11 protein-coding genes and 1 pseudogene are annotated in these 12,950 nt (G+C 47.2%); 4 read left to right on the plus strand and 8 right to left on the minus strand.

The genetic code is table 11. The features are described 5' to 3' along the window. Positions 1-23 precede the first annotated feature (23 nt). From ftsA to mraZ, 7 genes are read right to left on the minus strand one after another with little or no spacing between them, the layout of a single operon-like run. Positions 24-1,265: a cell division protein FtsA gene (ftsA, locus tag GWP40_RS05045; protein WP_212566312.1), complete on the minus strand. Its 1,242-nt coding sequence runs from the start codon at positions 1,263-1,265 to the stop codon at positions 24-26. Then, a complete protein-coding gene (locus GWP40_RS05050; protein ID WP_212566313.1) occupies positions 1,258-2,097 on the minus strand; it encodes a cell division protein FtsQ/DivIB in 840 nt (279 codons plus the stop codon). The genes ftsA and GWP40_RS05050 overlap by 8 nt, the downstream gene beginning before the upstream one ends. Continuing rightward, positions 2,097-3,233: a putative lipid II flippase FtsW gene (ftsW, locus tag GWP40_RS05055; protein ID WP_212566314.1), complete on the minus strand. Its 1,137-nt coding sequence runs from the start codon at positions 3,231-3,233 to the stop codon at positions 2,097-2,099. The genes GWP40_RS05050 and ftsW overlap by 1 nt, the downstream gene beginning before the upstream one ends. Next, positions 3,230-4,621: a UDP-N-acetylmuramoyl-tripeptide--D-alanyl-D-alanine ligase gene (locus GWP40_RS05060; protein WP_212566315.1), complete on the minus strand. Its 1,392-nt coding sequence runs from the start codon at positions 4,619-4,621 to the stop codon at positions 3,230-3,232. The genes ftsW and GWP40_RS05060 overlap by 4 nt, the downstream gene beginning before the upstream one ends. Before the next feature lie 4 nt (positions 4,622-4,625). Then, positions 4,626-4,907, minus strand: coding sequence for an FtsB/FtsL family cell division protein (locus GWP40_RS05065; protein WP_212566316.1), 282 nt, complete (start codon positions 4,905-4,907; stop codon positions 4,626-4,628). 5 nt (positions 4,908-4,912) lie between these two features. Next, positions 4,913-5,860 (minus strand): 16S rRNA (cytosine(1402)-N(4))-methyltransferase RsmH, encoded by a 948-nt coding sequence (rsmH, locus tag GWP40_RS05070; protein WP_212566317.1) that lies wholly within the window; start codon positions 5,858-5,860, stop codon positions 4,913-4,915. Positions 5,861-5,865: 5 nt separating this feature from the next. Further along, positions 5,866-6,315: a division/cell wall cluster transcriptional repressor MraZ gene (gene mraZ, locus GWP40_RS05075; RefSeq protein ID WP_212566318.1), complete on the minus strand. Its 450-nt coding sequence runs from the start codon at positions 6,313-6,315 to the stop codon at positions 5,866-5,868. Positions 6,316-6,519: 204 nt separating this feature from the next. Here mraZ and GWP40_RS05080 point away from each other — a divergent pair, with 204 nt between their 5' ends. Further along, positions 6,520-7,476, plus strand: a complete 957-nt coding sequence (locus tag GWP40_RS05080; protein ID WP_212566319.1) for a TraB/GumN family protein — start codon at positions 6,520-6,522, stop codon at positions 7,474-7,476. A 48-nt stretch (positions 7,477-7,524) separates the two neighbouring features. Here GWP40_RS05080 and GWP40_RS05085 read toward each other — a convergent pair whose 3' ends face one another. Further along, positions 7,525-8,730, minus strand: coding sequence for a hypothetical protein (locus GWP40_RS05085; protein WP_212566320.1), 1,206 nt, complete (start codon positions 8,728-8,730; stop codon positions 7,525-7,527). Here GWP40_RS05085 and GWP40_RS05090 point away from each other — a divergent pair. From GWP40_RS05090 to GWP40_RS05100, 3 genes and pseudogenes are all read left to right on the plus strand, one after another. Next, positions 8,707-9,453: an RluA family pseudouridine synthase gene (locus GWP40_RS05090; RefSeq protein ID WP_230974614.1), complete on the plus strand. Its 747-nt coding sequence runs from the start codon at positions 8,707-8,709 to the stop codon at positions 9,451-9,453. The genes GWP40_RS05085 and GWP40_RS05090 overlap by 24 nt on opposite strands. Before the next feature lie 823 nt (positions 9,454-10,276). Then, complete coding sequence (locus GWP40_RS05095; RefSeq protein ID WP_230974615.1) at positions 10,277-12,085, plus strand: leucine-rich repeat protein; 1,809 nt, start codon at positions 10,277-10,279, stop codon at positions 12,083-12,085. A 133-nt stretch (positions 12,086-12,218) separates the two neighbouring features. Beyond that, positions 12,219-12,710: pseudogene (locus GWP40_RS05100) on the plus strand (AAA family ATPase); the annotation flags it as partial. Positions 12,711-12,950: the final 240 nt, after the last annotated feature.

The following is a 12,950-nucleotide window of genomic DNA, read 5'->3' on the forward strand; positions in this document are numbered from 1 at the left end:
ATATATTCCCTCCCCCTTGCTGGTTAAAATAAATTTTTCCAAAAGTTTTTGAGTTTACCGACAATTTTACCCTGCTCGGCTTCTGTTTTTTTTGTTTCCTCACCGGATGCCGCCCGCTGTTTGTACTGCGATAAAATCAGTCCGAGTACGGCCGCAAATTCGGGGCTTCGGTATTCTCCGGTAAGCCCGCCGAAAGTTCCCGGAATCCCGAGCCGTACTGCAGGCGTGCCGAAGATTTCGGAAGCAAGTTCCGTAGCGCCCGGCATCAGAGAGCCGCCGCCGCAGAGGATCACATTGCCTGCGAATCGGTTGGACGCTGTCGCCGGTGCGATTTTATCTTTTGCCATCGTAAAAATTTCCGCCATTCGGGCTTGCAGAATATCGCATATATCCGCTCTTTCAATCTGTATCGGCGCTCGTCCGCCCGGAGCGGAAATCAGTACGGATTTATTATCTTCCAAAAGCGGCTGCCAGCAGCATCCGTCGGTTATTTTAACCTTTTCGGCGGTTTCGGTCGAAAGCCCTTTCACAATCGCCAAATCATTTGTCGCATGGCCGCCGCCTACCGGCAACACGGTCGTAAGCACCGGCGCTCCGCCCGACATCACCACAATATCGGTGGTGCCTCCTCCAATATCGATAAGCACCGAGCCGAGTTCCTGTTCTTCCTGCGTCATAACGGATTCTACGGCGGCCAAACCGTGATACATCGGTGCATCAACTTGTAAATTAGCGCGCTTCACGCAATCGACGATATTTTTGATGCAGGTAACCGATCCGGTGATAATATGCACTTCGGCTTCAATGCGGACACCGATGACGTTATGCGGATCCGCGATGCCGCGCTGGTCGTCAACGATATACGATTGGGGGATAACGTGCATGACGCGCCTATCCATCGGGATAACGACTGCTCTTGCAGCTTCTATAACGCGGTCGATGTCCTGTTGGTCTATTTCGCGGTTCCCTTTTCCTTTATCGGTAACGGCAACAATACCGCGGGAATTAATTCCTTCAATGTGGGTGCCGCCGATTCCCGTAATGCAGTGGGTAATTTCCACGCCGGACATCATCTCCGCGGCTTCCACCGCTTCATGGATTCCCTGTACGGTCTTTTCGATATTGACGACGGTTCCTTTCCGTAAGCCTTCGGAAATGCCGGTGCCCACGCCGATAATTTGTAAAACGCCTGTTTCCAGTTTTTCGGCAACAACGGCTCTGATTGCGCTGGTACCTATATCCAATCCGACTATGATATCACTCATCGGCTTCACCTCTTAACCGGTAGGAAGCGGTTCCCGCCCGTACATCCAACTCCTCAATCTTTGCACTCAGATCAAGATCTCGTATAACATCCAATGTCAATATCATATACTGCAATCGCTCCTCATTCAATGTACTGTCGGTACGTACCTTAACCGGTGTTTGTACCGGATAGAGAATGAGGTCGAATCCGCCGTATTTTTTTTGTTCAATCTTCATTTCGGAGATTTCGCTGAGTAAGGCCGGATTTTTTTTCTGCAAAAGATCCAGTTGTTTAAATAATGGCACAAGCTGTTTGTGTACCTTCATTCCCGCTCGTATAGTCTGAAAAGAAAGGCCGCTGATAACAGGCAGTGTTTGAGTATCTTTCTTTGAAGTGACTTTGAACACCGTTCCCGTTTTGTCTATTTCCATCGGAATTGTACGTCCGCCGACTGTCGCGAGCAATACGCCGACCGGCTTTCGTTCGATTATTTCAATCAACACCTTGTCCGGATATTTTTTGACTACGCGTGCTTCCGCAACGAGCGGATAGCTTGCAATCCGATGCAATAGCACATCTTTATCGATCTTTCCCCATTTTTCCGTTCCGGTCAGGCCGGATGCCTTTTTCAAATCCGCTTCGAGAATGGTGTCGATTCCCGAAATCCGTATCTTTGCCGTCGAATTAAACGGTACGATAAAAAGATAATATACTAAGTCGCCTACCAAAAACAACAGCATCGCTAAAATAATGATTTTAAGGAGCTGCTTTCCTTTTGTTTTTTTTACGGTTTGAGGTAATTGACGCGATTCGGTGTATGCGTGGTTTTGTAAACCGATAATATCAGACATTATGAAGCGCTCCTTTTTGAATAACTTGAAACATTGATAATCAGTCCGCATAGGCAAAGACTGGTAATAAGCGAAGATCCTCCGAATGAGAAAAAAGGGAGAGGAATACCGGTTGCGGGTAGCAGGCGGACAACGACTCCTAAGTTTAAAAAAGATTGAAGAACGATTGAGGTGGCGGCGCCGAATGCGACATAGCAGCCGAATCGATTTTTACAGGAAAAGGCAATCAGATAGGCTACCGCAGTAAATGCAAGCAAGAGTGCAAGATAACCGCATACTCCCAAAAAGCCCATCTCTTCGGCCCATGCGACAAAAATAAAATCGGAATATATTTCGGGAACGCTCGAAATTTTATGGATGCCATTCCCTATTCCCGTACCGTACAAACCGCTGCTTGCAAGCGCTTCGAGGGCTGCATTAATTTGATAGCCCGTGTCGAGCGGATCGCTATCGGGGGAGATAAAGGAGAGTACACGTTTCATCCGATAGGTTGAAGTAACAACCATGAGAACTGCGCAGGGGATGGTAACAATCAATCCTTTGAGGAACCAGAGCAGCGGCCCTCCTGCCGCAAAAAACATGACCATAAAGATGAGCATTAAAAAAATTGCACTCGAAAAATCGTTTTCAAGGTATATCAGCAATACGAATACCGACGTAATAAAAAAAGGCGGCAATATGGAAATTAAGGGCGCATCCAGTTGATCCGCTTTTTTATCAAAGAAGTTTGCAAGAAAGATAATGAGCAAAAGCTTGATAAATTCTGACGGCTGCAAGCTAAAACCGCCGATGGAAATCCAGCGGTTAGCGCCGTTCCGCGGCGAAGCGATGCCCGGAATAAAGGGAAGTAAGAGGAGGATAACGCCTGCTATCAAGAGATAGGGGAGCAGTTTTCGTAAACGGTCAAAACTGAAGAACGAAAAGAAAATAAGGCCGATGCAGCCTATAAGGAGATTGCGAAATTGCCGGACAAGGAAATAAGAAGAATCATCGAAAAAACGTTCGGCGTAATGCAAGGAACCCGAATAGAGCACAGCGAGGCCGATTCCAACCATGATGAGCACGAGCAGGATAAACGTGAAGCTGTACCGGTCGCGGTTGATGTTCTTTTCAACAGTGATAGTGTGCTGCATCATACCCGCTCCTTTTGCAGGATAGGCTCAAACTGCTCAAGCTCAAGGCTGCGGGATCCTTTCAGAAATACGAAGTCGTTTCGGTTTAATAAGCTGTCCAATGTGTCGCGGAGTTTGCCCGCTTCGGCTTCCGTAAAGCAGAAAAAAGGTTTATTCGAAGTTTTATTTTGTTCGACGGCAGCAGCGCATATTTCTTCGCCGAAAAAGAATAGTATATCGGCATCGGAGGCAAATGCTGCTGCACATACGGCACGGTGTGCTTTCGTTGATTCCGGGCCAAGCTCCTTCATCGAGGCAAGCAGATAAATCTTTTTGCCGCGTACTGCGATATTCGCACACAGCGCAAGTCCCGCATTCATGGAATCGGGATTGGCGTTATAGCAGTCGAGCAGGTAAGTTACCGGACCACGGATAATTTGCGACCTGCCAAATAGCGCCTGTATCTGTTCGATGCCTGCTTTTATCAACTGCAGCGGAATATTGCAGTATTCCGCGACGGCAATCGCAGCAAAAGCGTTTTGTACGTTATGGATTCCCGGAAGCGGCAGGCGGATGGTTTCTCCCTTATACCGTATCTCTGCGCCGGAAAGCCCCTCGAGGGTATAGGAGCCGAGAGCTGCGCTATAAGTAAAGATTTTTCCGTGCGGTACTTCTTTTAAGACAGCCGTGTACTCGTCCTTATCGGGGACGAATCCGACAGAGTTTTCATCAAAACAGGAAAAAATTTGTTTTTTCTCGTGTGCGATAGCGTCTTTGGATCCGAGCATTCCGATATGTGCGGTGCCGATATTGGTGATAACGGCAATATTCGGTTTAAGAACTGCGGCAAGCTCCGCAATCTCTCCTTTCCGGTTCATACCGAGCTCAAAAATGCCAACTTCATGTTTTTTTGTTACGGTAAAAACCGAGAGCGGCAGCCCCGTTTCCGAATTGAGGTTGCCCTCGTTTTTCACGGTGCGGTATTTTTGCGCAAAGACGGATGCAAGCAGTTCTTTCGTCGTCGTTTTACCGTTTGAACCGGTTACCCCGATTTTTAGGAGCTGCGGGAATTGTTCCAGATAGGCAGCAGCGGCATCTTGCAATGCTTTTAACGTGTGTTCAACGCGGATACAGGCTGCCTGATGTTTTTTGCAAAGAGCAATAATATGTTGGATGTTTTCTTGAATGTCGAGGAATACCGCATCGGCAAATACGCACGCAGCGCCTTGCTGCAAGGCTTGTTCGATATAGCGGTGTCCGTCTTGCTGTGTGCCCCGCAGCGGAATAAAGAGTGCACGAGGCTTTACGGTTCTGCTGTCCGTGGTAACGGAATCAAACCCTTGATAAGGAGAATAATTGCAAATAAATGTTCCTGCAATTGCCTTGCAGAGAGCCTCCCAACCCAACAGCATGGCGTTATCCCTTCTTTTCCTTATCTAAGGTGATGCGGATAATTTGAGAGGAATCCGCTTTGTGCATATCCAATTCTTCGACGGCGATTTTTTCTATCCGCTGCGGTTTGGAGAGGATGGAAATAGCCGAAATCTTCCGTTTATTTTCTGCAATCAAGCGATTTTGCTCGTCGTTATATGCGTTTACTTCACGTTCAAGTGTATTATAAACTTGAGACTGTTTAACGGTAAAGAAAAACAGACCCGGGATGCTGATGGTAAGAATCAAAGCTAAAAGGTGTTTCATATCGGTTATGACCTCCTCAAAGAGAGCTTTTTAACAACACGGAGCCGGGCGCTGCGGGACGGCGCATTGCCGGCTGTCTCTTCGGCGGAGGGACCGACCGGTTTTTTAGTAAGCAAAGCTGCACGGGGGATGCCTCCACAAGTACATATCGGCATTTCAGGCGGGCAAATACAGCTTTTTGCAAGGTCTCTAAAAAAAAGTTTTACGATGCGGTCTTCCAGCGAGTGAAAGGAAATAACACCCATTTTTCCCTCTTCCGCAAGGCAGGCAAAGGCTTTTTCCAATAGGCGCGGCAGCCGATCAAGCTCGCTGTTGACCGCAATCCGTAGGGCTTGGAATGTCTTGGTTGCAGGGTGTATGGGGCCGTGCCGAAAACGGGCGGGAACCGCATGGAATACGGTTTCGCTTAACTGCCGCGCTTCCATAAAGGGGCGTTTTTCCCGCTCCGCAACAATAGCGCGGGCGATCGGCCGCGAAAAACGTTCTTCCGCATAGTGGTACAATACATCCGCCAGTTTTTTTTCGCTGTAGGTGTTTACGATATCGGCGGCCGTTAGCGATTCGTTCGGATTGATGCGCATATCGAGCGGTTCGTCGCCGCTGAATGAAAAGCCGCGTTTTGACTCCATATAATGGAAGAGAGAGATGCCAAGATCAAATAAGATGAGCGAAGGCGCAGGCATATCGTGAGGGTATTGATCGAAAAAAGCATCCGACCAGCCTAAAAAAAATTGCATACGGTTGCCGAATGGGGCAAGCCGTACTTTTGCCTTTGCTTGAATGGCAGGGTCGGCATCGATACCGATAACCTTTAACTGCGGAAAGCGGGTTAGAAAGGCCTCACTGTGGCCGCCTTCGCCTAATGTTCCGTCGATGAGGAGCGGGGCGGATGTTTCCGGGGCAAGCAACTGCAGGCATTCTTGTAATAAAACCGGTGTGTGTACAAAGTTCATACATGTTAAAAACGAATAAGCCCCAAGTCTTCGCTCGCTTGATGGAAATCCGCCTCGCTTCCCTCCAGATAAGCCCGATATTCATCCGCATCCCATAATTCGAGATAACGGTTGATGCCCAATAGCACGCAGTCTTTTTCGAGCTGCGCGTATTCACGTAAACTTTGGGGTATTGAAACACGTCCCGCCTTATCGATGTCTATTTCCTGCGCAGGAGCGATAAGTCTGCGCAGTACAAGACGGGAGTTTGCCTGAAATAACGAAGCGGATTGCATAACTTTTTCGGATAGCAATGCCCATTCTTCAGGGGGAAATATCCATAGACAGCGGTCGATCCCCCGGGTAATCACTACTTGTGAGTCCGGCAGTAAACAGCGTAATTTTGCAGGAAACATAATACGCCCCTTCTCATCGAGTGTATTATTATACTCTCCTGAAAACACACTTTTTTCCACTTTTACCTACTTTCCTCCACTTTTCCCCATTTACTTTTATTTTACCGGTAAAATGATAAATGTCAATGCTCTTTTTGCCGATATTATGGGACACTCGAAATAAGGCACTCGAATCAACAACTTTTTTTCTCTGCAGAATCGGATATGAGTCCTCTAGTAGGAAATACAAAAAAACGTTATTTTAGGGATAAATAGGAGGACTGTATGATAACCCTTAAATATTTGAAAAAGATTGCGCTGCTCCTTATGTTGACTATCGCGCTTACTGCTTGTACGACTACGGGACAGGCTGAACGTCGTTCTGAATTATCGAAACCGGTGCTGATAGAGCACCCAGAACGTTTTTTTTGGGAGATAAAGGGTAATAATGGCTCCGTCTATGTGCTAGGAACCGTTCATGTTGCCGATAAAGGTTTTTATCCGCTTGAAAAGAACGTGCTCCGTGCATTCGATAAAGCTGACCGCTTAGTAAGTGAAATCGGCGGCAAGGCAGAACTGGAGGCATTCACCGGAATGTTGCAAACCGTTATCATGAAGAATATAAATGCCGACCCCAAAAAGAGTTTGCTCAAAGTCTTATCAGAGGAAGATATTGCTTTCCTCTATGAAACGATTGGTGATGATACGGTGCATCAACTTGCCTTATTTAATCCGTGGATTTTGAACACGGTCTTAGCGCAGCTTTTAATGAATAAAGCAGGGTTGAATGCCGGAGACGGTATCGATATGTATTTGATGCAGCGGGCTGAAAATAAAAAAATTGCAGCGCTCGATACGGCAGAGCAGCAGCTTGCAGTGTTATCGTACGGTACTTTTGAAGAGCAACTTGCTCTATTAAAGGATTCCATACAAGCATTGCGAGATATTGATAAGAGTATTGAAGAAATGCATAGGATTCGGGATTTTTATCTGAGTAATAATCGGAAAGAGCTTTCAGCGTTGCTGGTCGAATTACTTTTGAATGTACCGTCTTCTTTCTCTGAAAAAAAGGCGCAAGCTTATATTGATACACTGTTGACCGACCGGAACCGGATATGGGCGCAGAAATTCGATGAATACCTGCGCGAAGGCGGCAATACATTTGTTTTTGCCGGTACTGCACACTTCCTTGGAAAGTCGAGCGTTTTTGAAATTATGCGGCAGAAGAACATGCTTGAGTAAATTTTCAGGAATGTTTTTCTTTCCCGCATAGCTCCTCTGCGGGGAGAGTTATTCTTTCTTACCGAAGCCGTACTCGTCCCGTTCAGGGGGAACGTACCAATCGACGGCGAACCAGAGGCTGGGGTCGGCAAGGTCTTGTGCGATTTGCCCGAGCGCAACCTTTGCCGTCGTTTCTGCAATAAGATAGCGCTTGCCGTTGTGCGTAAAGCGTGCTCCGTCGCCGGTACAGTCTACGGCTGCAACCGCGTGTTTTTGTCCGGGTGCAATCATCAAGATGGAATCGATATTGAAGTGCTGCAATAGTACGGACATCAGCAGCGCTCGGCTGTCGCAATCGCCGCTCCGGTCGCTGCACACGGTCGGGATATTGAGAAAGTCTGCTCCGCTTTCATCCCTTGTGTAGGTAAAATTCTGCAGCCACTCCAGCAGGGCTGCGGCGATGGTTTCCGCAGCAGGTATTTTTCCTTCTTTGTCCACTTCGATTAATTCTTTTTCCAGCATCAGCGAAAGATGGCGGCAGCGGGCAATACTGTCGCGGTAAATCATCCGGTAATAGCGCTGCCATGCTTTTTGCTGCAGTGGGGAATTAAGGTAGCGGGTCAGCAGGGCAAACTCGCGGTCTATTACTGCTTGGTTTGCTTCGGAATCGGAGCGGTCAAAATGCACGGAAAGTTTTTTTCCGTTAAAGAGTACTTCTTTTTTTACCGTCCCTTCTTTGGGATATACCGCTTGAATCATCGGACCGGGTTCAAAAAAGGACTGACGGCTGATGAATACCGCATCCAAGCAGGAAATCATCATTGGCTCATATTCCTGCGCTTTTGCCGCCTGCGTTGTTGTTAAGACAACCAGCCATCCCTTTTGTTCGGCGAGCGGCTGCACCAAAAGCCACCCTGCCTGTTTTTGGTTTTGCTGTGTAAATTGAAGGTTTGCAACGAGTGCGGGGTTGCCCTGCATCAAAAATTGTATCGCCTTTTTCTGCGCTTTCAGTTGAGAAAAAATATGTTCCGCCGCAGCGGTTACCGTACCGAACTGTTGATATGGGTAGAGGGCAACCTGTAATCCGACGGGGATAATTGTGTTTTGATAAAGGTAGCGGGAATTATCCCGGGAATTCACCTGCCTGAATCCCTCCGGTAAATCCAATGTATAGCCTAATGAAGGATTGCTGATCAGTTCCGCCCGAAGCGGATAGCCGATACAAAACGATAAAAGGATTACACATAACAAGTGCTGAATTTTTTTTCGATTCATCATATACTCCCCACTATGCACAATAGTCAACAAAATATTGTAAAGAAATCCATTCCGATTGTATACGAGGACGAAGCGATTTGTATCGTTAATAAGCCTTACGGTATTCCGGTACAGGGCGGGGCGCACATTGCCGTGTGCCTTACCGAGATTTTAAGCAAGCAGCTCAGGACAGAAATATTTCCGGTACACCGGCTGGATAAAGAGACTTCCGGCTTATTGGTAACGGCAAAAAGCGCCGCCGCCGCCCGTTCATGCCGCACCTTGTTTGAGTCGAGGGCGGTCGAAAAGGAATATCTTGCATTATGCTTCGGCAGTTTTGAACATTCTGTAAATAAGAAAACATTGAAACCCATTCCGAAAGAAGGCATTATCGATACGCCGATTATGGAAAACGGCACGGCAAAGCCTGCCTCAAGCGCGTATAAACTGCTTGCAGGTACGGACGCATGCAGTTTGTTTTCCGTCCGGTTGCATACCGGCAGAATGCACCAAATTCGTATTCACCTTGCAGGTATCGGCTGCCCGATTATCGGCGACGACAAGCACGGAAACTTTGCATTAAATAAACAGCTTTGGAAAACCGCTCGTATTAAAAAGCTCCAGCTCTGCGCATACCGTCTCCGCTTTCCCATCGGCGGCAAAGTTCGCCTTTTTACCGTGCCGGTACCGGAGCATATACAAGCTGCTATTGATACACTGATGGGTGTAGCTAAAAACTGATTCACAATCCACGTTAGCGGATACGATAAATCATTTTTCTACAGAACTTCTGTCGGAATTGTAATGATCGGACATCGGGGTTATCCCAAAAGTCGGTTGCTTTTGCCATCCCTGCGCTTTTACGTTAAACCTGTTCGGAAATGAAAGTTTCAGAAGAGGTCTGTTATATGCTCTACGGCAGCTTGCCTCCGGTTGTGCGTTTTCTCCTCATTTTTCCGCTTGCGTTTCCCCGTTTTTGCTTCTATAATAATATCTATGTTCAGCCGCAGAACAGGATTGTCGCAGTATAAAAAGTCTCTCACCAAAGCACAAACCCCAGCAAGAAATTCGTACACAGGGCTTGACAGACCTGTAATGGCCGGCAAAATCTTCACGGCTTCACGGCTTCACGGCTTCACGGCTTCACGGCTTCACGGCTTCACGGCTTCACGGCGAATACTCTTTAGATAATTTTTTCGCATTTTTTCACAAATATCATTATTTTTTCTCACCAGTAGATGCGGAGCGGCATGGCTTGAGACGGTTTTTTCAGGTTACACAGCACTCTCTTTTCGCATTACAGGGTATAAATAAACCGCAGAGACCGCTAAGAACGCAAAAATATCCCAAGGATTTTTATACTTTGCTTTCTATACCTTATTCTTTGCGCTCTCTGCGTACTTCGCGGTTAATTGAAACACTGAATATCAGCTATTGCATGCGCTTTTACAATGCTGCTTTGTACCGATGGGGACGGCAGAGTATCCGGCTTGATAGGGATAATTATCGATCATTCCGCCATTCAACATGAACGAACAACTACAAACTTAAATAGGAGAACTATATGAAGACTACGAATAAAAGAAGTACATTCTTTGCGTTTGCAGTAACGGCGATGATGCTGGCTGTAAGCATGGTTATGGGCTGTAAGCAGCCGTCCGTTACGGTTACCGCATACCCGGTCAGCTTTAGTGCCGTCGGAGGAACCGTTACCGCCAGTGTAGACGGAAAAGAAATTAAAAACGGGGACTTGATTGGAGTCGGAAAGGAGGTAACCTTTACTGCTCATCCGCAAAGCGGAATGCAGGTTTCACGCTGGACGGGGATAGATAAATCCGAAGGCAAAGTTACCATAACACTGACCGTAAAGGCAGGCGTTTCGGTAACCGCAGAATGCACGGCAATTATGCATACGGTTACCTTTGCGCAACCCGAACACGGAAAGCTTACGGCAAGTATTGACGGAAAAGACTTTACCGGCGGCACCGTGCAAAAAGGGAAAACAGTCGTCTTTACCGCCACCCCTGCCGACGGGTACCGAGTAAAGAGCTGGACGGGAACGGATAATCCTGCAAGCACGGATAATCCTGCAAGCACGGATAAAACGGCAGTACTCACGGTAAAAGAAAATGCAACGGTTTCGGTGGAGTTTGAGTATGGAGTTGAGGTTATTCCGGTTCCAAAATTTAACGTTACCTTTGATACCCCGCAGAACGGCACATTAACAGCAAGCCTTGACGGCGCTCCGTTTACCGGCGGTGAAGTACGAGAAGGCAAAATTATCGTCTTTACGGCAGAACCTGCTCCTACCTACCGTGTAAGAAAATGGACGGGATTGGAAAATGCAGATACTAAAACCATCCACACACTCACCGTTACAAAAGCGGTACACGTGTCGGTTGAATTTATCAATGTGCCCGAGTACACCATAACATTTAACCAACCTGCCAATGGAGCTCTTAAAGCCACCCTTGACGGTGTTCAATTTAACAGCGGTGACAAAGCTGCGGAAGGGCAGCATATCGTTTTTACCGCCATTCCCGAAATAGACTACCGGCTCTTAAAGTGGGAAAACGTAAATACCGACCCCGAACACGGCTATGTTAAAGTCCACACGGTGCAAGCAGACAAGACTGTTTCGGTAACCTTTGAACCTGACGATATTCTTACCATTAGAAAAGATTGGAGAGGAGAGCATTATGTCGAATCGTGTAAAAAAACTGCCGAAGGGGTAATCGCAGTTCCCGACTATGTAAAAAGCATTGCAAATAACGCCTTTAAAGACTGCGTAAAAGTTACCGAGGTAACCATTCCTTCAGGTCTTACCGAAATCGAATTCTCTGCTTTTAGCGGCTGCACGGGGCTGACAAGCATAACCCTTCCTGCGGGGCTTACCAAAATCGGAAACTCTGCTTTTGGAGGCTGCACGGGGCTGACGAGCATAACCATTCCTGCGGGTGTTACCAAAATCGAAAGCTCTGCTTTTGGAGGCTGCACGGGGCTGACGAGCATAACCATTCCTGCAGGTGTTACCCAAATCGGAAGCTCTTCTTTTGAAGGCTGCACGGGGCTAACGAGCATAACCCTTCCCGCAGGTGTTACCCAAATCGGAAGCTATTCTTTTTCCGGCTGCACGGGGCTGACAAGCATAACCCTTCCTGCGGGTGTTACCCAAATCGGAAGCTATTCTTTTTCCGGCTGCACGGGGCTCAAAGACATCACTATCGAAGCGATGAATATAACGGGGATAGGAAGTTATGCATTTGACAATATTCATGACGAAGCACGGTTTAAGGTTAAATCCGGCGGCAATGTAAAGCAGAAGCTGCTTGACTACGGGGTTAATGCAGACAAGATTATTGAACAACCGTAGAAGAAATATGAGAGAAATTCGTGCAGCTGAGTTGCTGCACGGGCTGATGGGGGCTTGTCCCGAAAGGGGGCAAGCCCTTGTGGAATGAGAGCGAAGCCTTACTACAAGGAAAGGGCTTCGCGTATAAAACATTTGGTTTAGCACGGGAACGCCGACATTTTTAGTGAATTTTCTCAAAGAAGCACACTATTTTATCCCTGACTTGGATGGAAATGTTGAGCTCGATGAATCGGGATTACAGACCTATCGGGCGGTAGCACAAGATGCACTGCCTATTCTCTTTCAGGCCGGTTATTTGACCATAAAAGAGTACATACGCGATGTTAGGCTCTACCGGCTTGGCTTTCCGAATGATGAAGTACGATACGGCTTTTTGGAAAATCTGCTGCCAGCATACTCTGATGTCCCCTTTGGTCAAACAGGCGTATGGGTAGGACGTTTTGTACAGGATATCCGCAAGGGGAATGTAAACGGCTTTATGGAACGGATGCAGTCGCTTATCGCCGGTATTTCTTATGACAACTTTAACAGCAAAGAGCTGAAATTGCGGGAGCAAAACTACCAGACAGCAGTGTACCTCATCTTTAAACTGATGGGGCAGTTTGTGCAGACGGAAGTCCACTGCTATAGCAGTGCCGCCACGGATGGCGGCGGTTCCACGCAGCAGCGATGTTTTTGCTTTACAAAAACTCGACGTTAAACAATGTACAAGGACGTACATTGTTTAACAGGATTTGAGGAAGCAACGCGGACAATTAAGAATTGGAAAACCGAGGTGTTTGAAAAGTAAATTACATCAATGAGCTGCGCTCCTACCTCCGCAGAATTCTGCCATTGTTGATATCGAAGATCGCCTTATTTATGT

The sequence above is a fragment of the Treponema vincentii genome (genome assembly GCF_018336815.1).
Taxonomy (GTDB): Bacteria; Spirochaetota; Spirochaetia; order Treponematales; family Treponemataceae; genus Treponema.

Bases quoted from the DNA above. Each gene is read 5' to 3' on its own strand.
- ftsA (WP_212566312.1), bottom strand. From the start codon at position 1,265: ATGAGTGATATCATAGTCGGATTGGATATAGGTACCAGCGCAATCAGA.
- GWP40_RS05050 (WP_212566313.1), bottom strand. From the start codon at position 2,097: ATGTCTGATATTATCGGTTTACAAAACCACGCATACACCGAATCGCGT.
- ftsW (WP_212566314.1), bottom strand. From the start codon at position 3,233: ATGATGCAGCACACTATCACTGTTGAAAAGAACATCAACCGCGACCGG.
- GWP40_RS05060 (WP_212566315.1), bottom strand. From the start codon at position 4,621: ATGCTGTTGGGTTGGGAGGCTCTCTGCAAGGCAATTGCAGGAACATTT.
- GWP40_RS05065 (WP_212566316.1), bottom strand. From the start codon at position 4,907: ATGAAACACCTTTTAGCTTTGATTCTTACCATCAGCATCCCGGGTCTG.
- rsmH (WP_212566317.1), bottom strand. From the start codon at position 5,860: ATGAACTTTGTACACACACCGGTTTTATTACAAGAATGCCTGCAGTTG.
- GWP40_RS05080 (WP_212566319.1), top strand. From the start codon at position 6,520: ATGATAACCCTTAAATATTTGAAAAAGATTGCGCTGCTCCTTATGTTG.
- GWP40_RS05085 (WP_212566320.1), bottom strand. From the start codon at position 8,730: ATGAATCGAAAAAAAATTCAGCACTTGTTATGTGTAATCCTTTTATCG.
- GWP40_RS05095 (WP_230974615.1), top strand. From the start codon at position 10,277: ATGAAGACTACGAATAAAAGAAGTACATTCTTTGCGTTTGCAGTAACG.